At 57.8% G+C, this 20,701-nt stretch carries 26 protein-coding genes; 13 read left to right on the plus strand and 13 right to left on the minus strand.

What is annotated here, in order from left to right; translation table 11 throughout:
• Nucleotides 1–36: 36 nt before the first annotated feature.
• A complete protein-coding gene (locus AC1Q6Z_RS30550) occupies nt 37–1,065 on the plus strand; it encodes an AbiJ-NTD4 domain-containing protein (RefSeq protein ID WP_492650163.1) in 1,029 nt (342 codons plus the stop codon).
• On the opposite strand, the gene AC1Q6Z_RS30555 is transcribed toward AC1Q6Z_RS30550, so the two are convergent.
• From AC1Q6Z_RS30555 to AC1Q6Z_RS30565, 3 genes are all read right to left on the minus strand, one after another.
• Nucleotides 1,060–1,341, minus strand: a complete 282-nt coding sequence (locus tag AC1Q6Z_RS30555) for a hypothetical protein (RefSeq protein WP_492650164.1) — start codon at nt 1,339–1,341, stop codon at nt 1,060–1,062. The genes AC1Q6Z_RS30550 and AC1Q6Z_RS30555 overlap by 6 nt on opposite strands.
• The gene (locus tag AC1Q6Z_RS30560) at nt 1,338–1,772 is read right to left on the minus strand and encodes a hypothetical protein (RefSeq protein WP_492650165.1); all 435 of its coding nucleotides are present in this window, start codon (nt 1,770–1,772) and stop codon (nt 1,338–1,340) included. Before AC1Q6Z_RS30560 ends, AC1Q6Z_RS30555 begins: the two co-directional genes overlap by 4 nt.
• Nucleotides 1,773–2,083: 311 nt before the next feature.
• The gene (locus AC1Q6Z_RS30565) at nt 2,084–2,713 is read right to left on the minus strand and encodes a recombinase family protein (RefSeq protein WP_492650166.1); all 630 of its coding nucleotides are present in this window, start codon (nt 2,711–2,713) and stop codon (nt 2,084–2,086) included.
• Between the two features lie 592 nt (nt 2,714–3,305).
• Here AC1Q6Z_RS30565 and AC1Q6Z_RS30570 point away from each other — a divergent pair.
• Together AC1Q6Z_RS30570 and AC1Q6Z_RS30575 are read left to right on the plus strand one after the other, a co-directional pair.
• Nucleotides 3,306–4,064: an HNH endonuclease gene (locus tag AC1Q6Z_RS30570; RefSeq protein WP_492650167.1), complete on the plus strand. Its 759-nt coding sequence runs from the start codon at nt 3,306–3,308 to the stop codon at nt 4,062–4,064.
• A 79-nt stretch (nt 4,065–4,143) separates the two neighbouring features.
• Nucleotides 4,144–4,380, plus strand: coding sequence for a Y4lK-related protein (locus tag AC1Q6Z_RS30575; RefSeq protein ID WP_492650168.1), 237 nt, complete (start codon nt 4,144–4,146; stop codon nt 4,378–4,380).
• A gap of 363 nt (nt 4,381–4,743) precedes the next feature.
• Here the strand turns inward: AC1Q6Z_RS30575 and AC1Q6Z_RS30580 are convergent, their stop codons facing one another.
• The 3 genes from AC1Q6Z_RS30580 to AC1Q6Z_RS30590 all read right to left on the minus strand — a co-directional run bounded on the left by AC1Q6Z_RS30580 (nt 4,744) and on the right by AC1Q6Z_RS30590 (nt 9,051).
• Entirely contained in the window at nt 4,744–8,106 is a 3,363-nt protein-coding gene (locus tag AC1Q6Z_RS30580; protein WP_492650169.1) for a hypothetical protein, read from the minus strand.
• Nucleotides 8,103–8,444 (minus strand): hypothetical protein, encoded by a 342-nt coding sequence (locus tag AC1Q6Z_RS30585; protein WP_492650170.1) that lies wholly within the window; start codon nt 8,442–8,444, stop codon nt 8,103–8,105. The genes AC1Q6Z_RS30580 and AC1Q6Z_RS30585 overlap by 4 nt, the downstream gene beginning before the upstream one ends.
• Before the next feature lie 157 nt (nt 8,445–8,601).
• Nucleotides 8,602–9,051, minus strand: coding sequence for a hypothetical protein (locus tag AC1Q6Z_RS30590; RefSeq protein WP_492650171.1), 450 nt, complete (start codon nt 9,049–9,051; stop codon nt 8,602–8,604).
• Nucleotides 9,052–9,483: 432 nt separating this feature from the next.
• Here AC1Q6Z_RS30590 and AC1Q6Z_RS30595 point away from each other — a divergent pair, with 432 nt between their 5' ends.
• The 4 genes from AC1Q6Z_RS30595 to AC1Q6Z_RS30610 are packed head-to-tail and all read left to right on the plus strand — an operon-like array spanning nt 9,484 to nt 10,716.
• Nucleotides 9,484–9,711 carry a hypothetical protein gene (locus tag AC1Q6Z_RS30595; RefSeq protein ID WP_492650172.1) on the plus strand — a complete coding sequence of 76 codons (228 nt, stop codon included), beginning with the start codon at nt 9,484–9,486 and terminating at the stop codon, nt 9,709–9,711.
• An 18-nt stretch (nt 9,712–9,729) separates the two neighbouring features.
• The gene (locus AC1Q6Z_RS30600) at nt 9,730–10,197 is read left to right on the plus strand and encodes a hypothetical protein (protein WP_492650173.1); all 468 of its coding nucleotides are present in this window, start codon (nt 9,730–9,732) and stop codon (nt 10,195–10,197) included.
• Entirely contained in the window at nt 10,194–10,442 is a 249-nt protein-coding gene (locus AC1Q6Z_RS30605) for a hypothetical protein (RefSeq protein WP_492650174.1), read from the plus strand. The genes AC1Q6Z_RS30600 and AC1Q6Z_RS30605 overlap by 4 nt, the downstream gene beginning before the upstream one ends.
• 1 nt (nt 10,443) lies before the next feature.
• Complete coding sequence (locus AC1Q6Z_RS30610; protein WP_492650175.1) at nt 10,444–10,716, plus strand: hypothetical protein; 273 nt, start codon at nt 10,444–10,446, stop codon at nt 10,714–10,716.
• Nucleotides 10,717–10,880: 164 nt separating this feature from the next.
• Here AC1Q6Z_RS30610 and AC1Q6Z_RS30615 read toward each other — a convergent pair whose 3' ends face one another.
• The 4 genes from AC1Q6Z_RS30615 to AC1Q6Z_RS30630 all read right to left on the minus strand — a co-directional run bounded on the left by AC1Q6Z_RS30615 (nt 10,881) and on the right by AC1Q6Z_RS30630 (nt 13,587).
• The gene (locus AC1Q6Z_RS30615; protein WP_492650176.1) at nt 10,881–11,807 is read right to left on the minus strand and encodes a reverse transcriptase family protein; all 927 of its coding nucleotides are present in this window, start codon (nt 11,805–11,807) and stop codon (nt 10,881–10,883) included.
• Nucleotides 11,797–12,099 (minus strand): helix-turn-helix transcriptional regulator, encoded by a 303-nt coding sequence (locus AC1Q6Z_RS30620; protein ID WP_492650177.1) that lies wholly within the window; start codon nt 12,097–12,099, stop codon nt 11,797–11,799. The genes AC1Q6Z_RS30615 and AC1Q6Z_RS30620 overlap by 11 nt, the downstream gene beginning before the upstream one ends.
• A 702-nt stretch (nt 12,100–12,801) precedes the next feature.
• Nucleotides 12,802–12,954, minus strand: a complete 153-nt coding sequence (locus AC1Q6Z_RS30625; RefSeq protein WP_492650178.1) for a hypothetical protein — start codon at nt 12,952–12,954, stop codon at nt 12,802–12,804.
• Nucleotides 12,955–13,320: 366 nt separating this feature from the next.
• Nucleotides 13,321–13,587, minus strand: a complete 267-nt coding sequence (locus AC1Q6Z_RS30630; protein WP_413818659.1) for a DUF2934 domain-containing protein — start codon at nt 13,585–13,587, stop codon at nt 13,321–13,323.
• Between the two features lie 173 nt (nt 13,588–13,760).
• Here AC1Q6Z_RS30630 and AC1Q6Z_RS30635 point away from each other — a divergent pair, with 173 nt between their 5' ends.
• Entirely contained in the window at nt 13,761–14,936 is a 1,176-nt protein-coding gene (locus tag AC1Q6Z_RS30635; RefSeq protein ID WP_492650179.1) for a TMEM43 family protein, read from the plus strand.
• A 35-nt stretch (nt 14,937–14,971) separates the two neighbouring features.
• Nucleotides 14,972–15,763, plus strand: a complete 792-nt coding sequence (locus tag AC1Q6Z_RS30640) for a YdcF family protein (protein WP_492650180.1) — start codon at nt 14,972–14,974, stop codon at nt 15,761–15,763.
• A 3-nt stretch (nt 15,764–15,766) separates the two neighbouring features.
• Here AC1Q6Z_RS30640 and AC1Q6Z_RS30645 read toward each other — a convergent pair whose 3' ends face one another.
• Nucleotides 15,767–16,240 carry a hypothetical protein gene (locus AC1Q6Z_RS30645; protein WP_492650181.1) on the minus strand — a complete coding sequence of 158 codons (474 nt, stop codon included), beginning with the start codon at nt 16,238–16,240 and terminating at the stop codon, nt 15,767–15,769.
• Nucleotides 16,241–16,397: 157 nt separating this feature from the next.
• Between AC1Q6Z_RS30645 and AC1Q6Z_RS30650 the strand changes: the two genes are divergently transcribed.
• Nucleotides 16,398–17,033 (plus strand): trimeric intracellular cation channel family protein, encoded by a 636-nt coding sequence (locus AC1Q6Z_RS30650; RefSeq protein ID WP_435267527.1) that lies wholly within the window; start codon nt 16,398–16,400, stop codon nt 17,031–17,033.
• Nucleotides 17,034–17,048: 15 nt separating this feature from the next.
• On the opposite strand, the gene irrA is transcribed toward AC1Q6Z_RS30650, so the two are convergent.
• Nucleotides 17,049–17,468 (minus strand): iron response transcriptional regulator IrrA, encoded by a 420-nt coding sequence (gene irrA, locus AC1Q6Z_RS30655; protein WP_256117815.1) that lies wholly within the window; start codon nt 17,466–17,468, stop codon nt 17,049–17,051.
• Between the two features lie 315 nt (nt 17,469–17,783).
• Between irrA and fabA the strand changes: the two genes are divergently transcribed.
• The 3 genes from fabA to fabI are packed head-to-tail and all read left to right on the plus strand — an operon-like array spanning nt 17,784 to nt 20,389.
• The gene (gene fabA / locus AC1Q6Z_RS30660) at nt 17,784–18,299 is read left to right on the plus strand and encodes a 3-hydroxyacyl-[acyl-carrier-protein] dehydratase FabA (RefSeq protein ID WP_256117816.1); all 516 of its coding nucleotides are present in this window, start codon (nt 17,784–17,786) and stop codon (nt 18,297–18,299) included.
• Nucleotides 18,300–18,353: 54 nt separating this feature from the next.
• Nucleotides 18,354–19,577, plus strand: a complete 1,224-nt coding sequence (fabB, locus tag AC1Q6Z_RS30665; protein WP_256117817.1) for a beta-ketoacyl-ACP synthase I — start codon at nt 18,354–18,356, stop codon at nt 19,575–19,577.
• Nucleotides 19,578–19,582: 5 nt separating this feature from the next.
• Nucleotides 19,583–20,389, plus strand: coding sequence for an enoyl-ACP reductase FabI (gene fabI, locus AC1Q6Z_RS30670; RefSeq protein ID WP_256117819.1), 807 nt, complete (start codon nt 19,583–19,585; stop codon nt 20,387–20,389).
• A 45-nt stretch (nt 20,390–20,434) separates the two neighbouring features.
• Here the strand turns inward: fabI and AC1Q6Z_RS30675 are convergent, their stop codons facing one another.
• A complete protein-coding gene (locus AC1Q6Z_RS30675) occupies nt 20,435–20,662 on the minus strand; it encodes a hypothetical protein (protein ID WP_256117823.1) in 228 nt (75 codons plus the stop codon).
• Nucleotides 20,663–20,701: the final 39 nt, after the last annotated feature.

The following is a 20,701-nucleotide window of genomic DNA, read 5'->3' on the forward strand; positions in this document are numbered from 1 at the left end:
ATAGAATAAAATTCGCTAAATGGATTAATTACACAGATGCTTGTCGATATTTTTGCTCGCCGATACGAGGAACGTCAGCTTCGTGAGGCGTTCGATGAGCGGGACAGCCGCTTGCTTGTCCAATCGTTTCGCATCCTGGCAGAGGACCTTTCGCCATATTACATGGACGGCAAGGAGAACCCAACATCCGTCAATTTCTGGACGACGCTTGAAAGCAGCCTATCGCGCGAACTTGGTGTTAAGCAGCTTTCCGAGCACTGGTCATCATATACCTCAAATGGGCGAATTCAGACGTTTAAAAATACCCTGCTCGCAGTCTGCGAAAGGTGGCTGACCCAGGCGCCTGCCGGTTCGCCTGACACCTTCATGAAGGAGCGATTGAGCCTTATCGAACTTGGCTTCCGCGCCAAAGAAACCGATATCGCGGCAATGAATGCGAGCGAGATATCAGATGGCGAAAAGCTATTTGCCTCGTTGACCAGCCCTGGACTGAGACTGCCGGGGAACCCGGAAGACAGCGTCCGTGCTCGGCGTACTATGCGAACGAAGACATTTTATAGCGCCGTCGAAGAGTTAAACACTCGCTTCCGCCAAGCCAGATATCCGCTGAACTACCATAATGGCTTCATTCAGATAGTGACTGACGATCTCGTGCAGACAGAAGTTGAAACCCCTTTTTGGTCTCTCCTGGCAGACCCGCAATGGCAGAACGTCGATATCGACATGAAAGAGGCGCTTGACCTTCGTGACAGCGATGGGCGAGACCCCGCCTTCTATGCGGCGCGAGCACTTGAAAGCACTATCAAGATCATCTCCGACGCCAAGGGATGGACCCATGGGAAAGAGAAGGGTGCCCATAACTATATCGAAAATCTCGGCTCGAAGACCAATGCGTTTATAGCACCCTGGGAAAGCGCCTCAATCAAGGATTTCTTTACACACGTTCGCAACCCGTTCGGGCACGGGGCTGGGAGCGCTGAAATGCCTTCTTTAAGTCGCCCGCAGACCGAGTGGGCGATTGAGTTCAGTATGTGTTGGATCAAGAATCTCATCCGCCGCCTATAGTGTTCCCCGCCTCACATCGCTGCTATAGCGCGGCGCCCGCTGCCATTCAGATTCTTTGTGCGCCACCGGGCGCAAGATGCCGTAGATTTCATGGATTCTAGCCAGGGACACGGTCAGGACACCAAATGCCTCCCTGTTGGCAGCCTCTGCCGTCTGGATAACTGTCGGCGGCAGACCACGGCGCCGGAGGATTTCCCCAGCGGTCGTGAAGCGCAGATATGCGTTGCGGGCGACGGTATGCTGCTCTTGGAGTTCCGTTTCCAAGTCGATTGTCATTTCAATGCCCCCAGTTGAGCCAACAGGGCGGCGGTCGACTGATCATTCTCCGCAAGGTCGCCGGGGCTGAAAGTGATGGATAGCAGGTCGACCAGCTTGGAAACGACGGTGACAGCTGTCTTCGCATCGGCAGCGGCTTTTGCCTGGGCAAGGGCGGTCAGGAGGCTGTCGATCAGATAGTTCCGTGCGAAACCCAGGTCCGCGAGGTCTTCCGCCCGCACCGAGTTACCCTCGTGCAGCGACAGAAGGTTTTCGCGCTGTGATTTGAAGGTGTCGATGGCAGCGGCAACGTCTGGACGGTTTTCGAGCCGATAGCCGTTTACTGTAGCGCCAGCATATCCAGCGGCCTTGTACGCCTTTTCGACAGATAGGCCCTGGGCGCGGTGTTTCGCGAAGGCAAGTTGGCGGGTCAGAAGTCCGCGAGAGGTCATTTGGCGATCCTTATTGGTCGTGTTTTTGTATGGATCGACAGGCCGATTGCCTGACTATCATCTATTAGCCATTCTACATCAAAGCGGGTAAATCATCAATAAAATTGATTGATGGCTCAATAGGGTCACGCTAGTTGAAGCCCGTGACAGCTACTGGGTGCAGGCGCGACCCCCAGGGGGTACGAGGGTTTGGGTCCCCGGCGCCGAAAGATTTCTAAGGGGGTGGGGTCAGATGCCCAGGCCGACCCGCAAGAGCAGGTAACCGAAAAACAGAAACATAACGGTTTCAGCCAGCTTGATGATGAAGCCGCTCATGCTACGACCTCCTTCTTCTCGACTCGCTTGGCAAGGCGGGAGAGTGTCGACCTGGAGCAGCCTGTTGCCTGCACGATGCTGTTCCAGGACTGCCCGCTGGCGAGCATCTTGACGATAGCAGCATTGCGGTCAGCATCTTCACGGCGCCCCTTGTAAGCGCCTTCCGACTTCGCTTTGGCGATGCCCTGAGACTGGCGACGACGACGATCTTCATAATCCTTGCGGGCAATCGCTGCGAGCATGTCAAGCATCATTCCGTTGATGGCGTCCAGCATACGGCTATGGATGTCGTCTTTATCGGCGGTGGCGAGCATCCAGGACGTCGGCAGGTCGAGCGCGACCACCTTTACATGCTTTGCCTTGATCTCCGCCTTGAGGGCTTCCCAGTCGACAGTATTCAGGCGGGACAGCCGGTCGACCTGCTCGACCAAAAGAATGTCCCCAGGTCTGCAATCCTTCAAAAGCCGAAAAAGCTCTGGGCGCTTCAGGGAGGCGCCGGATTCATTCTCTACGTACGAGGCGGCGATTGTCAGGCCGCGCTCATCAGCGAACCTCTGTAGGTCGGTGCTGGCGCGGTTGGCATCCTGGTCTCTGGTGGACGCTCTCAGGTAGGCTCGAACGAACATGAAAACTCCATACGGTTCGTTTTACATGGTTCGATCTTAATGGTTCTGCATAAGTAGTCAATCGCAATATAGCGAACCAATCAAAATATAGTTCGGCTGATGTATACCCATAAAGAACCACTTATTCGATAATATCTGAATATAAATCTATATTTACATAATTATTTTACATATTAAATTATAATACTGGCCGCAACGTCGCCTATTCCATTATAAAATTTCTGATGTTCGCGCTGGAAATAAATGATTTTATTTCGGAAAAACTAAAATCCGCCACGCGGTAAATCAAAATCGGTTTCCGGTAATTTGAAATCGAGCGCGAGCCGTCTCAAATTTTCAGCATAGGTTTTTGCTGCGAAAAATCCGCGTTCCGTGGTCGGATTGAGGGTGTCTAGCGAAGATAGAGAGCAATCACGACAACAGCGACGATGATAGCGGCAAAGGCGATCCACGCCCACCGAGACATGGGACTGGGGGTGTAGTCGTTGCCCGGTCCTGGTGACTTATCCCATCCGCTGACCATGGCAACCTCTTGTTCCCACCAAGGAACTCACCCTACAACTTCCGAGATGAAAATCGAGGGGAGTCGACTGTGCCTGGTGAAGAAACGGCAAGGGAATGGACAGATGCCGAACTGATGGCTTGCGTCGTCGCCTATCGCGAAATGCAAGTTGAACAAGTCGCCGGGCAACCAGTGAACAAGACGGCAAAACGTAACCAGGTTCTGGCTACCACGCTGACGTCGAGATCGGCAGGGTCATACGAGTTTCGGATGTCGAACATCAGTGCGGTGGTGGATGAGCTAGGCCTTCCGATCCTGATCGGCTACCAACCGCGCCGTAATGTGGGCGCTAAGGTTACGGCCAAACTGTTGCCAATGATTAATTCCGTATGGCAACGCCAGCAGTCTTCTGAAGCTCCGACAGCCGACCCCGAAGCGCTCCAGACCCGCGTGAAGTCGGCGCGATCGAAAGTCAAAGCAAACGCGGCAATGCCCCCGCCGATCAATCCGGTAAGCGGTAGCAAGGTCGAGTCGACCACGACGAGGTTCGTTCGCGATCCTAACGTGATCGCCTGGGTGCTTGTCATGGCAGCTGGCAAGTGTGAAGCCTGCGGCGACCCCGCACCATTCTTACGTGATGATGGGGAACCGTACCTGGAGGTTCACCATGTCCGCCCGCTTGGCGAGGGCGGGCCAGATAGCGCCGACAACGCAGTGGGGATTTGCCCGACGTGCCACCGCCGATTTCATCATAGTGTAGACAAAGATCGCTACCGCCGCGAGACAATAAAGAAGGTCACGCGCCTGATCAATTATCCTGCTCTGACGATTGATGAAGAGATTTCATAGCGACTTTGGCACTAACAAATTTGCGAGTTGAGCGAGCATGAGCGGCGCCTATGGTTTTCGGACAACCAAGGAGCGATGAATGACCAAAGACCAGATTGCCGACTTCATCCACGACGTGGTCGACGCCGGATGCGATCCTGTTGCCGTGGGTGACAATTGCTGGCTGTATGGCGATGCGGACTTACCGCCAGAAACGGCGCTAGCCCTTCAGCCGACACTCAGCGAAATAGACCGCCGCTATGGCGACCGGGACCACCTGCATTTCGAGATCATCGACCATCTTCATTCGATTGGCAGGTCGTTTCGGCTTACCTGACACTCAGGGCGCCAATGAGCGCGAAATATGCATTGCCTGCCCCTTCTGCCCCTTTCCAGAGGGGCAGCTGCCCCTTCGAATTACGCAACGAATTCATGGTGATAGTGTGTAAACGGGGCAGAAGGGGCAGATCTCTCAACCTTTATATATGGCCGTAGATTCTGTTTTATTTTTCTTCTGCCCTATGCATCGAACGGGTTGAGTTTTCTGCCCCTTCTCCCCCGTCGACACCCTAACAATCTGATTTTACACAGCAATTTCACAGGGCAGACTACCCCTTCTCCCCTTTCCAAAGGGGCAGACCGCAAATGAGAAACGCCCGCTCGAAAGCGGGCGCTCGATCACACTCAACACTCCACCCAGTCAAACTGGCACGAATGTAAATCGCTTGCTGCCGTCCGTGGTGCCGTCGATACCGAAACGCACAGCCTGCATTGTACGCAGAACGTCACCGTTTTTCGTCTTTTCCCAGCCCGATGCACCATTGCGGTCGACCCAAGAGCGATGGGATAATTCAAAAGTTCTCGCCTGGAGGCGTCCTAGCCTTTCGCTAAGCTGCTTCGACTGAACAATGTTCGGATCACGAAGGCCCAAGGCACCAAGGTCGACCTTGAACCCTTCATCATCCTCGTCATCGCCGAAGTCAGCCTTCGCCGCCTTGAGGACGTCGGCAGCAGTAAACCCCTGGGGGACCGCCTGCTTCTTCCCGTGCTGCGTCTTCTCGACCAATCTGTTGCTGGCGCGAGCACTCGCCTGCTTGTCTTCCAGCATCGCAAGCAGCGCCTGCATGAATCCGGTCTCGGCGTCGGTATCCTGCTTCTTTGCACCACGGAATGCGCCTAGGTTCGAAAGGAACCCGTCGACCCCTGCGGCCTCCAGGATACCGCCCATCACGCGGGCGTAATGCTCGAACGATGCGAATTGAAGGTCTGCGAGGTGGCATCCCTTGGCGAACCAGTTTTGGACGATCACGAGGCACGCCCAGACCAGTTTGCCACGGTTGTCTGCCATCCAGGTTTGAAGAGGATTGTGCCGAAAGCTCCTACCGGTCGTCGGGTCGACCGACTTGGCATCGAGGCGGATAGGGACGATGCGGCGAACCTGTTCATCTTCCATTTCGATGTTGTTGGAAGTGAACACGATCTGAGACCGGACTCTGGCTTCAAAGTTCTGGTTTCCGCCCAGGATGCGGTCGGACCAAACGTCTGCCGTGATCAACGACGCCAAAGCGCCGCCTCTCAGCTTGCCTTTGATGTTGTCGAATACCAGGAGGGAAACGCCTGCCATGAGCTTTGACGTGATGACCTTGCGCATCTCCTCGTCATTCGACGTGTAGGGCTGCATGGCAGCGCGAGCGCCGTTCGCGATGATGCTTGCGGCATCAGTCAGCAACGATGCGCCTGTGCCTGGGGAAGGCTTGTCGACAAGATAGGCGGGGGCAGCACCGTCGAACAGATCACGGACGAACTGATGGAGAAGGAACGCCAAGGCGTTTGCCTTCGAACCCCGTCCGGTGTCATCGGTGGCATTTGAGCCGTCGAAGTCATCCGTAAACGGAAAACCGCCCAGGACGTCGACCATGAGCAATTCCAACGCCTCTGCAACGTCATCGTCAGACGGCTTATCCTGGATCGGGTCGACCTCCAAACCTCGAAGGTCGAAATAGTATTTCAGATTCTGAGCATACCCACCGCCGCGATGAAGGGTGCCATCGCGAGCGTGAAGCGGAATGCGGGTGAACCTCAGAAGTTCCGGGAAAAGTCCCTTGCCCTGCCCCATGATGTCACGAAGCACGTCTAGAGGAAGTGAGACATCCCGCTTCTTCCCGTCGCTCGTCTCGCTCAGGACGATGACAGCGCGATTGCATTCATATGCCATCCGGTCGGGCGTCAACTCCTCCAGGGTCATGCCGCCGTCAGCAGCCGCAACCGTGCGGTAGCGACCGCCATTGTAGTCAAACATGTATTCGGGGGTGTTGCGTAGAGCCAGCCCGCGTCTTGTTTCCTCGCCCTGACGTTCGAACCCGTCACTGGTGAAAATGGTCGGCTTTGGATTGCCCTTGATAGTCGCGGCGCGTGAGGCCTTGGCATGATCTAGCCTTGCTCTCGACCTCGCGTCCTTTAGGAGTTGATTGAATTGCGCGACACTCAACGGGATGTTGCGCTTCAAGTCATCTTGGGTTTTCAGCTCTAGCGCCTTGTTGTCCGCCTTCGCCATCTCCGCAAAGACTTTAGCGCAGTCATCACTGGCAATGTCGCGGTTTGACTTGAAGGACGATAGCGCCAAGTCAAAGACCTCTTGATCGAATGACGGTTTTTCGGCTTCAGTCCAGTTGAGCGAAATGCCTTCGATCCCCTTCGCTCGCCATTTCTCGACTAAGGGGCTGATGTCAATCGCCTGACCGTCGTCGCCGACGACGCCCGCATCGTCGTCAACGAATTCCAGCAAGGTTTCGATGCCGTTGAAGCGGCCATCGTCCTGCATGGTTTCTACCGCTTGTGCCAGGAAATTCAGACGATTGCGACGACCTTTGCAATGCCCATGTTGGCAATGCATGACGTAGTGTCCGACGTCGGAAATCACGGCATTGATGCAGATGAAACCGGCATCATTTGCATTGTCGCCGCTCTCGTGTGGCGAATGCTCATGATCGAACGGGCATTCCGTCGTCACCTTGACGTCACCCTCATTGGTGCGCTTGTTCGGATAGTGCTCGGCCATGAAATCGGCGACTTGAAAAGCCGCGCTGAAATCGCGGTCGAACAACGTGATCCAGTGCGGTACCTTGTCGGCAGTCTTTACCTTGCTTCCCTTGGCCTTGCTGGGGACCGTTGCTAGGTCGATGGGGTAGTCGTCTAAATCCAAGCTTTTTCCGACGACGATTTCGACATGTTTCTGTGAGCCTCGCTTATGCGAAGACCAATAGAAAAGGCGGTTCGGATCGGTGCAGGCCTCGTCAAACTTAATGCGCAACTTCAGGGAAACCGCTTCAATTTTAGCGGCCCAGATAGCGGCAGCCCGATCCAGATCGTTCTTGCCTTCTTTCATGAACTCGAAGTCCCACGCCAATGGCATCACGATGCGGAATTTCTTCACGGGGGCATGGGTTAGCGCGCACCCTACCTCCGAGCCTTCGTGAACGATGGGGCCGCCCCTCACGTCATCAGCAAATTTTGGAAGCAAATTGCCGGATTTGATGATGTAGTCCCGCGCCTGATCGTTGGTGATCTCGTCACCAAAATCCTCGACCGCAATGCCCAAGTATTTGCCGAAGTCCTTGAGCTTTACGAACGTCTCCGTCTTCATGTGGGAATGAGTGGACGCAATGATTCCGCACAGACCGGCATCTTGTAGGCACTTTCGTAGATACGTTTCATCCTCGCCAGTGTCAGAGTCTAGCACCATGATGCTAGATTTCAGCATGCTCGTTTTTCCGCGTGAGATGGCGCCGGTAGTTAGCTCGCCTTGCAGATAGGCAGGGCCATCCTTCTGGGAGCGCTTGTCATGGGTCGTGATCTTTGTGAGGAAGGTCGATCCATTATAGGTCCGTTTCCCGACATCTGCCGAGTCTTTAGCGTTTTTCGGTTCGGAAAGCGTGATACCGAAGTCGAACAATTCCTCGACCTGGGCATATGTGCCGCCATAAATGCGGCAGTCGGGATTACCCGGAAAGGTCTCGAAGCTTTCGACTGCGATTAGGTCTTCAGTTTGATGAATCGACATCATGCAGCCCTCCCGATCTGGGTGGCGCCAACGTCATTTGCGACACTCAACGTCCAGGAAGGCGGCGCCTGACTGAAACCCACCCGCGCAGTTCGGATGCTCTGTCGGACATCGTCCACGATCATCCAGGCTGGCGTGAGTTCGCCGTTCGCGTGGGTGCTGTCACTACGTCGCGAACGCATGGCATGAAGCTCCTCAGCGTCATGGAACTCGTGCGGCGATAGGGCTTCGTAGTATTCGAGGTTTTCGCTGTCGGTGTGGTCTGGGCATTGTTCAGCAAAGATGGAAAACATCTTCGCGTAGCCATCGTGAGATGGATCGTATTTTGGAGAATTGGTCACTTTTAGTCCTTCGAATAGCAGAAGGAAACTTGACAAATCGACAATTAAATCATATGTTTAACCTATCGAAACATCGAGTCTCATTCGGTGTTTGAGATTGGGCATACTTGGCGAGCGCCGGAGCAATCCAGCGCTCGCTTTTTTCGTCGTGGCGACATCAGTCCACGGGCATCATGCGATCACGGAACACATGTTGCGCCCGTGGTGCAGGAAGTCGGATAAGGCTGTCAGCTCGGTCCCGCTGAACAGCAAATAGCGGGTCGCCCAAGCGAAGAAGCCCAGGGCGGTAGTCTCCAATCGCCGTTGCAAGAAGACGTTTATCCCAGAGGTAGAACCGCGTCTTCGAACCGTCTGGCGCGATCTGGCAGAACGACGGGGTGGCGGAATAGGCGCACACGTCGTCCCCCTCGAACGTTACCGCTGCGAAGCGTCCTTGATCATCGATAAGATTGATTGCTGCCTCCGATGCCAAAAGGTGCGGGAGGCTCTGGAATGTCACCGGTTCCCCGGTGGTTGCTTTTAGTTCAATGCCTGCTTGTACGGCGGGTGCGAGGGCATCGCGGACCAGCCCCAATTTTTCCAGGGCATCGACGGAATTCACGGTCATTCAGCATACTCACTTCTGTTGCTTTCGTTGCGTTTCTCCCTCGGTTTCAGTTTCCGTAACATACAACATCTTTCGGGTTCTGAAAAGAAAAATGTTCTGCGGATCGTTATAATTTGGGAATCATATTCGTAATAGAGCTATATAGACCTATTAAATTCCGCAAAGTGAGCCACTTAAGAAAAATTTTGACTCGTTATGTAATACTGTTACAATGCTCTCAATCAACGTTATTGAGGTTATGAATATGAGAAAACGTAAGACAGCAGAGGAGCGTAAAACTCCTTTCTCCGTGACTGCTTCAGCTATTGAGCGGACAAGCATTGACAATGCGGCTAGGGCCGCTGGCCTGCCACGCTCAGTCTTCATCGTCCGAGTTGTCGGCGACTACATCGCCTTCCAGAATCGCCAAGTCGGCGGACTGCAGGAGGCCGCATGACCTGCCTTGTGACCCCTGACGAGGCGCGAACGATCCATGCCTATTTTCGCAACGTGCGGATCGTCCGCGATCTTACTGACTTGGCGGAGCTGCGACGCCTGACACTCCAAGAAGGGCGTGCGTTGCGCGCCAGCCTGGCGGAGGTCGACGCACTCCGTGGACAGGTCCGCATCATCAACGAACGATCATTCAACAACACCAAGAGCGATCAAGTCGCCGCTTAATCTAGGAAGGAAATTTCCGTGAACTTGAACCTTGAGAAGCTGAAGAGCTATTCCACGACAACGCAGATGCATATCGGTCGCGCATTCGAGCGCTTCAACGTATTGAATGCCAAGCCGGTAAAGACTGCTGCGGAAATTCTGGAACTGGAACGCCACCGCAAAACACTTGGGCCGTTCGATTCCGACGCAGCGCCCGTCTTGAACAACGCGCCGGATCGCCGCGAGCAGAAAGCCGCAGAGGTTGCCGACCTGAACCGGGGCTTGATCCTGAACCAGATCAAGGTCGAAGCTGCCGCTATGTCGGGCGCCCAGCGCCTAACCCTGCATCGTCAATCCGCTGCGCTCGCAAAGCTGATCGTCAAAAACCCTGCCAGCCTTTCGGTCCAGGAGCAGGCTGACATTGAGCGCCTGAAGGCCAACGTCATTCGATTTGTCGGACCCGCAGAACGTCCAGGCCGCGACACCGATTTCAAGGTGGCGTCATGACCAGCCCACACATTGCTATGAATGCCACCGTCGTACGCGATAGCCGGTCGACCGCCGACCTTGCTGCCGAGCATTCGGCGGCATCGGCTCGCATCAACCAACCTCACCCCTATTACCACGGCAAGGTTGTACCTCACGAGCCGAGCCAGGAAGAGCGCGACGCCGTACAGGCCCGCATCGATTCCTACAGACAACACGCCTTCCAGGCGGCCGAAGCCGCCGAGCACGACCATTGGAGTTACTGAGATGACGACCGAGAAACATGACATCCATACCGGCCTCACAGTTCTGAAACACCGCGATCTCCTGAACGACGCGAAGAAGGGGATGCCGATGACCGATGTTCCCGCAGGCGCCGCCCAGCGCCGCGCACGTATCCGCGACCTGGAAGGTGTCCGCATCTACCGGGGAACGGAGTCAATCGTGGTCAGCTCGCTGAACGCCCGCGACCACTGCCAGCACCTAGGCTGGAGCGAGATGCCGACACCGGAATGGCTGGCGGCTAATCCGACTCAATAAGTATCTGAAGCAGGAATGAGCCTGCCGACGATACCGGACGGAGACCCCGCTTGCCGAAAGGCTTGCTCCGTCCGGCAACTCCTAAAACCTTTCGGCGGCTTTGCCACGTTACCGCCCTGTCTCCCGCGCCGTCAAAGATGCGGACGCTCCCACGACGAGTGCCGCTAAAGCGCTCCTTCAATCTGACGACGTTGCGCCAAGCGGCCTTTGATCTGATTTTCAAGCTTAGCCAGCACCACCTTGTCAGTAGTAAGCTTTTGGAGCTTTTTGATCTCGGCAAGCTTCTTATGCTGTCGATTTGGTAGCTTCAGGGTGCCATTTCGAATTATCACTCCCGTGATGTCTGCTGGCGACCCTACAAGACTGACTTCTTTTTCCCGTTTCAGCTTGAAACCATTTTTGACGATGATCTGCTTCACCTGCCACACCAGCGCGCCTGGAACTGTCGACCCGGACAACGTGATGTCGTCGGCATATACGCTTAGAGTGCAGCCAGCACCTGCGACGGCCTCGGCAACCTCCGCCCACATTCTCCTGTTCGAAAAGTACGCGAGAATGGGGCTGCATGGCGCCCCCTGAGGCAACCTTCCATTTTCGGTTACGAGAGACACTAGGACTGCTGTAACATCGGGCGCGCACTTCATGACGTTGGAGAAGAACCAAGCAACCCGATCCGCGCTGCAGCTGGGGAAGTAATCTGCAATGTCGAGCAACCAGAAAGCGCTGTTGTTCACGTGCCTTTTGGCGTTGTCGACATAAGACACCCCCTTTACCGGGCTACACAGAAATCCGGGAGGCTCTATCCGAGCGAGGAGATTTGCGACCCGCGTTTGCAGCTTTTTTAGCGGGTCAACCGGAATATCTATAGGGCGGTAGCTCGCTGCTTGCTCGGCTGGTGGCGGCTCCTTCAACCACGGAGCCGTGTCGCTGTCCTTTGGCTTCCATCGCTTCTTATAGCGAACCTCAATCGCCCCCACCGACTTCAAGTGTGCAGGCGAACATAGCAGGACGTCTGCAAGCTTCTTTCGCGTGCGTATATTGAACAATGCGCTGGCTTCCAGCGCGTGAAATTGGATTGTCTTAGGCGGCATCTGACGAAGACTTCTGCTCGATCAATTGCAAAAAATTGATCACCTTAGAGGCAATGAAAGATTTAGCTTTTTCTCCCTTGCCAGCCTTTTCAATATTTTCAGAAAAAAACATAATTGAAGACATAGGTATCCCAAATGTCTTAGAATATCTGTCAATTAAATCCAGTGAAGGAGTCTTGGTTCCACCCTCGATTTCTGAAAGATGAGATTTTGATATACCTAGTTTCTCAGCGGCTTCGACCTGCTTCAGGTCGTGGAACACTCGAATTAATCTCAAGGCTTCGGACAACATATTACAATTCCTTTCCTTGTAGATATTGGGTTAACGGCCTATCACGACGATCCGAAGATATCGAGGCATAACCGCACGAGGCGGTATATGGTCAAAGCCAGCCGGAAAGCCGACTTCAACATTCGCGGATTTTTCAGCTGTTTCCAGCACCAAGAGACGATCCGTTTCCAGCGCGTCTTCGTTCCACTCTTTAGCCGCTGCTGCTGGCGATCACTTTCTTCTATAGACATATAGAGTTCCTTCTGTTTGCCCTCGGGACCATCCCTAAGGGTCGTCGCCAAACAGTGTCGGAACCAGCAGCACGCACCTTCTACCTAGAAGCAGCCCGCTCGTCGGGGCTGCTTCTGCTTCGCCCGCCGCCGCCGTCCCCTCTCGGGTCCTCGGGCGTCCGGGTAAGATCAGAGGACACGAAGGCCCTCCACGGCACTCCCATTTCTGAGAATGGCCTGAAAATGACGACTTCTTCCGCTCGTGATCTGCATTGAGAGATAGGGAGCTTTCACTCAAAGGTCAAGAAGAAAGTTCGCTTATGGCGAACTTTCTTCTTTCACATGATGACTTTCCGACTTTTCAGGCTAAGCATGATCCCTAAGCCCGCCTACAAACTGCGACGCAGGGGCAGAGCAGCTGTGGCGATAGAACTGAAGGCGTTCTCGCTTTTGAAGCTGCCAAGGCAACCGACTCGCCTAGGTCCGCGAGCGGTCAATCGCCTGACAGCAATCGCAAGATCATCTTCGCCTTCTGCCGCCATTTCCGAATGTTGGTCGGGGTCGGCTCGCGCTCTACGGCTTCTGCAAGCCGTTCGGCATGGATCATCAGGCGGGCATGAGTATCGATGGATAGAGCTTGTTGCATGGCGTAACTCCGTTTGTTGGAACGGGTCGAACATATGCGTGTTAAGTCACTATCCACCAGGATATTATTTCTGACATTTCAATGGCTTAATGGAAAATTTTCTATCCTCACAGCGCAGAATGTCAGAATTTTTGACATGGAACGTCGCCTGTAGCTTTAACCATAGTAGTGGGCGCGCAAATTGCATCGAAAACTAGGGTTGATATCTGCCAGGAACTGGTACAAAACTGGGACATCAACCGGTACACGATTTGTAGAACGTCACCCGTAACGTGTTGTTTTCAAATGGCTAACGAGCTAAATCGACTTCCCGCTTAGCTCCACCAAACTTCCCCTGATCCATAAAAGACTGAAACCGCCAGCACCCTACGGCTGTTCGCGCGTGCCTGGCACTTCGCGCTGGTCGGCATCTTCGAGGTCAGTCTTCACGACGAAGGCGTCCGTGTGCTGGCGGGCGGCTTCGCGTACGGCGGCGAGGTTGGGGACGTCGTCGCCCTCGATTTCGCCGTCACCCTGGTCAATTTCGCGGGCGGCCTGAAACCAGTGATCGTCGGGCTTGCCGTCAGGCTGGCCTTCCTGCTGCCAGAGTTCGTGGGCGCGTTTGCGGATTTTTTCTTCGCGGTCGTCGGTCATGGAGTTGCTCCCTTCGCATTTCAGCAATGAACGAAGGGCGTGGCGGGATGTTCCGCGCCCTGCCCTTCGCCTCCGCTGGATTATGCCCCCGCTTGCGCAGGTAAGGAAGCGCGAATAAGCATGGGCTTTCGGGCGTCTCAGGGATTGGACGCACGCCTTGTCGGGGGACAAACATGAGCTTTACGGAAACGACGACCACCTCCTGGTTCTCCAGGTTGAAGGGCGCGCTGATCAAGATCGTGGTCGGCTTCATCCTTCTCATCGCCTGCATCTGGCTGCTGTTCTGGAACGAGGGCCGGTCGGTGAAGACCTATAGGGCGCTCGTCGAGGGCGCAGGGCTGGTCGTGTCGGTCGACAATGGCAGCGTCGATCCGGCAAACGACGGAAAGCTCGTGCATATTTCCGGGCCGGTGAAGCCGGTCGGCGTGCCGGAGGACGACGTGCTCGGCATTTCGGCGGATGGCGCGGTCGGCGTCAATCGCATCGTCGAGATGTACCAGTGGATCGAGACCTCGAAGTCGGAGACGCGCAAGCAGCTCGGCGGCAGCGAGGAGACGGTCACCACCTATTCCTACCACAAGGAATGGAAGAGCAACGAAGTCAACTCCAACAACTTCCGCCAGTCGGGCCATGACAATCCGCAAAAACCCATCGACGATGCGAGCTTCCCGGTGAAATCCGCCACGATCGGCGCCTTCAGCGTGGATGGCCGCGCGGTCGCCCGCCTTGGCGACGAGCGCCCCGTGCCGCTCACCGCCATTGAGGCGAACCGGATGAGCGAGGCCGTGACGCTCGGAAAGCCCGTTTCAACGATTGCCGGCCAGGCCGTCTTCTCCTTCAACCCGGAGGACCCGCAGGTCGGCGATATCCGTATCCGCTTCGAGCGCTCGGACATTTCCGAGGCGAGCTTCGTTGGTGCGCAGCGCGGCAGCGGGCTGACACCCTACAAGACGACGAACGGGCGCGACCTCTTCCTGAGCGACGCCGGCCTTCTTGATGCGCCAGCCATGTTCGACGCGGCGCAGAGCGAGAACACGATCATCACCTGGCTGGTGCGGGTCGGCGGCCTCGTCGGCATCTTTGTCGGCTTCGCCTTCATCCTGTCGATCCTCGGCGTGATCGCCGACGTGGTGCCCTTCATCGGCTCCATCGTGCGCTTCGGCACGACGGCGATCGCCCTCATCTTCACCCTGCTGATCGGCCCGGCCGTCATCGCCATTGCCTGGATCGCCTATCGGCCGTTCGTTGCCATTGCGGTTCTCGCCGCCGGCATTGCGATCGCGGCCGGCATCCTCTATCTGCGGCGCGGCAAGGCGGCGGCGACAACACCGGCTCTCGGGAGAGCGTGACCGCGCCCGCACGACAACAACAGGGCGGGTGACGCTTGACCTACTATGCCTCGAAGATCTTCTGGCTCGCGGCCCAGCCCTTGTCGCTTGCCCTTCTGCTGGTCGTGTTCGGCCTGCTGGCCGGGCTACTGCGCTGGAAGCGGCTGCGGACGGCGGCAAACATTTTTGCTGCCCTCCTGCTCTTCGTCACGCTGTTCACCTCGACCGGCGCGGTGCTGCTGCAGGTTCTGGAAGACCGCATCCCGCGGGCCGAATTGCCGGCGGGCGGCCCCGGTTGCGTCATCATGCTCGGCGGTGGCGTGGAGGCGGAGGTGATCGCGGCGCGCGACGGCTTCGAGATGAACCAGGCCGGCGACCGCTTCATCGAGACGCTGCGGCTGGCGCGGGAGTTTCCCGCGGCGCGCATCCTGATTTCCGGCGGCGACGGCTCGTTCAGCGGCAACTATGAGGGCGATGCCGCGGTGGCGACGCGCTTCTTCGAGGCTCTCGGGGTTCCTGCCGACCGGCTGATCCGCGAGACGGAATCGCGCACCACCTTCGAGAATGTCGAGAACACCAAGGCGCTATTGGCGGCAAACGGCCTTGACCGCTGCCTGCTGGTGACCTCTGCCTTCCACATGCCGCGCTCGGTGGGCCTGTTCCGTAAGCTCGACATCGACGTGCTCCCCTGGCCGACGGATTTCCGCACGACGGGCCAGGCCGGCCTCGCCTTCGATTTCAGCCAGCCCTCGACGAACAGTCAGCTGATGACGACGGCATTGCGCGAATGGACGGGCCTGCTCGCCTACTATCTCGCCGGCCGCACGCACGCGCTGTTCCCGCAATAGAAGCTATTTTTTCGAGATCGTGTCGAACTGGGCGCCGCGCACGCGGATTGTCATGATGCAATATTCGGAATCGTCGCGACCGCAGCTTGCCGCATTGGCCTTCAGTTCCAGCACCATGTTGCCGTAGCGCTTCTTCAGCTCGTAACCATAGAGATCGGCATTGGCGGCGAGGAAATAGCCGCCCTCGGCGACCTGGATGTAGAATTCGTAGGGGCAGCCGACATTGCCGCACAGGCCGCCCGGCGTGCCATCGCAATTGACCGCGCCGAGATTGACGATGGCGTCGAGAAGGCTGTCATTGTTGAAATCGATCGCCTCGGAAAAGTCCTCGCCGTAGATCGGCGTCTTGCAGCGCTTGGCGACCTCGGCCTGCGCCGTGGCGATGGCATCCGGCACGATTTCCGCCGCGCGGACCGGCAGGACGGTCGAAACGAGCGCTGCGCAGACAAGCGCCAGGATTCTGATGCGGATGGCCATCTCTCAAACCTTTCCATGGCAGGCGATTCGGTCATTATGCGAACGGGCCGGCGCGCTGCCTGATTCTGCCCCGGTACACGGGCGCGCACTCTAGCGCGGCAAAGCTGTCGCGAGGCTTGGCCCGAGAACGGGCCTGTGATGGAAGGGAACAATAAGCGTGCCGATCCTGGAACTGCTCGATTATACCGGCGTGGCGGTCTTCGCCGCCACCGGCGCGCTTTCGGCCTCGCGCAAGCAGCTCGACATTATCGGCTTTCTCTTCCTTGCGGCGGCGACCGGCATCGGCGGCGGCACGTTCCGTGACGTCATCCTCGGCGCAACGCCCGTCTTCTGGGTGGTCAACCCGACCTATCTCATCGTCTGCGTGGTGGTGGCGCTTGTCGTCTTCGTGCTCGCGCACCGCATCGAGTCGCGCTACCGGCTTCTGCTCTGGCTCGATGCGATGGGGGTCTCGGCCTATTGCGTGATGGGGGCGGCGAAGGGCCTTGCCGCCACCGGATCGCCGACGGTCGCGATCACCACCGGCGTGCTGACCGCAAGTTTCGGCGGCATCCTGCGCGACCTGCTGGCGGGCGAGCCTTCCGTGCTGCTGCGGCCGGAAGTCTATGTCACGGCGGCACTCATCGGCTCCGCGGCCTTCACGGCGGCAAGCGTTGCCGGCGCCCCGCTCTGGCTCGCCTCGGCGATCGGAATCGGCGCGGCCTTCATCGTGCGCGGCGGAGCGTTGCGGTTCGGCTGGCGGTTTCCGGTCTACAGGCCGCGGCCGGGACGGCATCCGGATGACGTGATGTGAGGGCTTAGAGTGCTCTCAGGGCTTGCGCGGGCGCAGGCGGATGATCACATCAACGTGAGCGATCTCCATGCCTTCCGGCGGCTCCGGCAGGTTGCCGATCGCGATATTGCTAACCGGAATGTCGAGAACGTGGTTCTCGCCCTCGACGAAGAAATGGTGGTGGTCCGAGACGTTGGTGTCGAAGTAGGTCTTCGAGCTTTCGACCGCGAGAACGCGGATAAGGCCCGCCTCGGTGAACTGGTGCAGCGTGTTGTAGACGGTTGCGAGAGACACCGGAACGCCCGCAGTAACCGCTTCTTCGTGCAGTTCTTCCACTGTCAGGTGGCGGTCGCCCTTGGCGAACAGCAGGTCGGCGAGAGCCACGCGCTGGCGCGTCGGGCGCAGGCCGGAATGGCGCAGGCGCTCTTCGATGGGCAACTCGTGTGCATGCGTCATGGGCGACGGATCCGCTTGTCTGGCCTTGAACAACAATCTTGATATTTCGATATAACTTTAGCGCCGCCGGGATTCAATAGGATTACGGCGCTTGAAAGGCGCGCAACAGGCGGAAAAACCGGGGCCTTTGCTTGCCCTGCCCGAATTTAGGCTGGCTGTCACCGCAAGCATCATGTATGCGGACTGCTGAATTAACGTATCGCCCGGCCAGGGCGCGACGATAAAAAGGGGTGGTTCGGGGTGCTTCAATTCGCGCCTTAGCTGCTCTAAATCTAAACGCAATAAGCGTCTACGCGACCGGGGATGAGACATTCGATGACGACCAGGCAATCCAGCTACAACTATGAGGAAATTCTGAGCTGCGGCCGCGGCGAGCTTTTCGGCCCCGGCAATGCCCAGCTTCCTCTGCCTCCCATGCTGATGGTCCATCGCATTACCGATATTTCCGAAACGGGCGGTGCCTTCGACAAGGGCTATATCCGCGCCGAATACGACGTGCGCCCCGACGACTGGTATTTCCCCTGCCACTTCCAGGGCAACCCGATCATGCCGGGCTGCCTCGGCCTCGACGGCATGTGGCAGCTCACCGGCTTCTTCCTCGGCTGGCTCGGCGAGCCCGGCCGCGGCATGGCGCTCTCCACCGGCGAAGTGAAGTTCAAGGGCATGATCCGCCCGACCACGAAGCTCCTGGAATACGGCATCGATTTCAAGCGCGTCATGCGCGGCCGCCTCGTGCTCGGCACGGCCGACGGCTGGTTGAAGGCCGACGGCGAGACTATCTATCAGGCATCCGACCTGCGCGTCGGCCTGTCCAAGGACAAGGAAGCCTGAGGCGGCGGCCTACGCCGCCTTCACCACGAGACGTTCTAGATAAAGGTCAGAAACATGAGACGGGTTGTTGTCACGGGTCTGGGGATCGTATCCTCCATCGGGAACAATGCTGACGAAGTGACGGCGTCGCTGCGCGATGCGCGCTCCGGCATCAGCTTTTCCCAGGATTTCGCCGACCACGGCTTCAAGTGCCAGGTCTGGGGTGCGCCGAACATCGACACGGCCGACCTCGTGGATCGCCGCGCGGCCCGCTTCCTGTCGCAGGGCGGCTCCTGGAACCACGTCGCCATGAAGCAGGCGATCGCCGATTCCGGCCTGGAAGAGGCCGATTATGCCGCCAACGAGCGCGCCGGCATCATCATGGGTTCGGGCGGCCCCTCCACCCGCACGCTGATCGAGGCCGCCGAGATCACGCTGAAGAACAATTCGCCCAAGCGCATCGGCCCGTTCGCCGTGCCGAAGGCGATGTCGTCCACGGCATCCGCGACGCTTGCCACCTGGTTCAAGATCCACGGCGTCAACTATTCGATCTCCTCGGCCTGCTCCACCTCGGCGCACTGCATCGGCAATGCCGCCGAAATGATCCAGTGGGGCAAGCAGGACATCATGTTCGCCGGCGGCCACGAGGACCTCGACTGGACCATGTCGAACCTCTTCGACGCCATGGGCGCCATGTCCTCCAAGTACAACGACACGCCCGCCACCGCATCGCGCGCCTATGACGTGAGCCGCGACGGCTTCGTGATTGCCGGCGGCGCCGGCGTGCTGGTGCTGGAAGAATACGAGCGTGCCAAGGCCCGCGGCGCCAAGATCTATGCGGAAATCGTCGGCTACGGCGCGACCTCGGATGGTTACGACATGGTCGCTCCGTCGGGCGAAGGCGCGATCCGCTGCATGCGCCAGGCGCTTGCCACCGTGAAGGGCGACGTCGACTACATCAACACGCACGGCACCTCGACGCCCGTCGGCGATTCGAAGGAGATCGGCGCGATCCGCGAAGTCTTCGGCGACAAGATCCCGCACATCCAGTCGACCAAGTCGCTGACCGGCCATTCGCTGGGGGCTGCCGGCGTGCAGGAATCGATCTACGGCCTCCTGATGATGCAGGCCGGCTTCATCGGCGAGAGCGCGCATATCACCGAACTCGACCCGGAATTCGACGGCGTGCCGATCGTGCGCAAGCGCATCGACAATGCCAAGATCGACACCGTTCTTTCCAATTCCTTCGGCTTCGGCGGCACGAACGCCACGCTGGTCTTCCAGCGCCACAACGGATGACCAGCATGACGGGGATCATGAACGGCAAGCGCGGCCTCATCATGGGGGTCGCGAACAACCACTCCATCGCCTGGGGCATCGCCCAGAAGCTCGCGGGCCAGGGCGCGGAACTCGCCTTCACCTACCAGGGCGAAGCGCTCGGCAAGCGCGTGAAGCCGCTTGCCGCCGAGCTCGGCTCGGACTTCGTCATCCCCTGCGACGTCGAGGACATCGCGTCGGTGGATTCGACGATCGAGGCGATCAAGGAAAAGTGGGGCAAGCTCGACTTCGTCGTGCACGCCATCGGCTTTTCCGACAAGAACGAACTGAAGGGCCTCTACGCCGACACCTCGCGCGACAATTTTTCGCGCACCATGGTCATCTCCTGCTTCTCGTTTACGGAGATCGCCAAGCGGGCGGCAGAGCTGATGACGGAAGGCGGTTCGCTGCTGACGCTGACCTATGGCGGCTCGGTGCGTATCATGCCGAACTACAACGTCATGGGTGTCGCCAAGGCCGCGCTGGAAGCCTCGGTGCGCTACCTTGCCGGCGACTACGGCCCGCGCGGCATCCGCGTCAACGCGATCTCGGCAGGCCCGATCCGCACGCTGGCCGGTGCCGGCATTTCGGATGCGCGCGCCATGCTCTCCTGGCAGCAGAAGAACGCGCCGCTGCGCCGCACCGTCACCATCGAGGATGTCGGCAATTCGGCGCTCTACCTGCTTTCGGACCTGTCGAGCGGCGTCACCGGCGAAATCCACTACGTGGACGCCGGCTACAACATCACCTCCATGCCGACGCTCGAGCGTCTGGCGAAGGCCGACAGCGAATAGGATTTGCGGCGCGAAGCGAAAACTTCGCGCCGTCTTCCCCTGCGCTCAAAGCGCCATCAGCACGACGACGAGCAGGATGACCACGGCGAGTACGCCGAGGAACAGCACGCGCACGCGGCTGTTCATTTCCGGCACTTTTCCCTCCGCAGCGCGCTTCAGGAAGGCGAGCGGCACTTCGGAGGTCGGCGTGTGCCCTTCCGCCTCCTTCACATCCTTGACGATGACTTCCGCCACATCTTCCGTGATCGGCGGTCTTGCAGGTCCAAAAGCCATTACGGATCTCCTGAACGGAACGGTTCCGTGATGGTGGAC

Source organism: Shinella sp. GW835-FHT14H05, assembly GCF_058793575.1.

What these genes read in the sequence shown, in the direction of transcription:
- AC1Q6Z_RS30560 (WP_492650165.1), bottom strand. Translation starts at nt 1,772, where the DNA reads ATGACCTCTCGCGGACTTCTGACCCGCCAACTTGCCTTCGCGAAACAC.
- AC1Q6Z_RS30590 (WP_492650171.1), bottom strand. Translation starts at nt 9,051, where the DNA reads ATGACCGTGAATTCCGTCGATGCCCTGGAAAAATTGGGGCTGGTCCGC.
- AC1Q6Z_RS30645 (WP_492650181.1), bottom strand. Translation starts at nt 16,240, where the DNA reads ATGGCCATCCGCATCAGAATCCTGGCGCTTGTCTGCGCAGCGCTCGTT.
- AC1Q6Z_RS30615 (WP_492650176.1), bottom strand. Translation starts at nt 11,807, where the DNA reads ATGCCGCCTAAGACAATCCAATTTCACGCGCTGGAAGCCAGCGCATTG.
- AC1Q6Z_RS30620 (WP_492650177.1), bottom strand. Translation starts at nt 12,099, where the DNA reads ATGTTGTCCGAAGCCTTGAGATTAATTCGAGTGTTCCACGACCTGAAG.
- AC1Q6Z_RS30630 (WP_413818659.1), bottom strand. Translation starts at nt 13,587, where the DNA reads ATGACCGACGACCGCGAAGAAAAAATCCGCAAACGCGCCCACGAACTC.
- AC1Q6Z_RS30625 (WP_492650178.1), bottom strand. Translation starts at nt 12,954, where the DNA reads ATGCAACAAGCTCTATCCATCGATACTCATGCCCGCCTGATGATCCAT.
- fabA (WP_256117816.1), top strand. Translation starts at nt 17,784, where the DNA reads ATGACGACCAGGCAATCCAGCTACAACTATGAGGAAATTCTGAGCTGC.
- irrA (WP_256117815.1), bottom strand. Translation starts at nt 17,468, where the DNA reads ATGACGCATGCACACGAGTTGCCCATCGAAGAGCGCCTGCGCCATTCC.
- AC1Q6Z_RS30575 (WP_492650168.1), top strand. Translation starts at nt 4,144, where the DNA reads ATGACCAAAGACCAGATTGCCGACTTCATCCACGACGTGGTCGACGCC.
- AC1Q6Z_RS30550 (WP_492650163.1), top strand. Translation starts at nt 37, where the DNA reads ATGCTTGTCGATATTTTTGCTCGCCGATACGAGGAACGTCAGCTTCGT.
- fabB (WP_256117817.1), top strand. Translation starts at nt 18,354, where the DNA reads ATGAGACGGGTTGTTGTCACGGGTCTGGGGATCGTATCCTCCATCGGG.
- AC1Q6Z_RS30635 (WP_492650179.1), top strand. Translation starts at nt 13,761, where the DNA reads ATGAGCTTTACGGAAACGACGACCACCTCCTGGTTCTCCAGGTTGAAG.
- fabI (WP_256117819.1), top strand. Translation starts at nt 19,583, where the DNA reads ATGACGGGGATCATGAACGGCAAGCGCGGCCTCATCATGGGGGTCGCG.
- AC1Q6Z_RS30675 (WP_256117823.1), bottom strand. Translation starts at nt 20,662, where the DNA reads ATGGCTTTTGGACCTGCAAGACCGCCGATCACGGAAGATGTGGCGGAA.
- AC1Q6Z_RS30565 (WP_492650166.1), bottom strand. Translation starts at nt 2,713, where the DNA reads ATGTTCGTTCGAGCCTACCTGAGAGCGTCCACCAGAGACCAGGATGCC.
- AC1Q6Z_RS30580 (WP_492650169.1), bottom strand. Translation starts at nt 8,106, where the DNA reads ATGATGTCGATTCATCAAACTGAAGACCTAATCGCAGTCGAAAGCTTC.
- AC1Q6Z_RS30610 (WP_492650175.1), top strand. Translation starts at nt 10,444, where the DNA reads ATGACGACCGAGAAACATGACATCCATACCGGCCTCACAGTTCTGAAA.
- AC1Q6Z_RS30595 (WP_492650172.1), top strand. Translation starts at nt 9,484, where the DNA reads ATGACCTGCCTTGTGACCCCTGACGAGGCGCGAACGATCCATGCCTAT.
- AC1Q6Z_RS30555 (WP_492650164.1), bottom strand. Translation starts at nt 1,341, where the DNA reads ATGACAATCGACTTGGAAACGGAACTCCAAGAGCAGCATACCGTCGCC.
- AC1Q6Z_RS30605 (WP_492650174.1), top strand. Translation starts at nt 10,194, where the DNA reads ATGACCAGCCCACACATTGCTATGAATGCCACCGTCGTACGCGATAGC.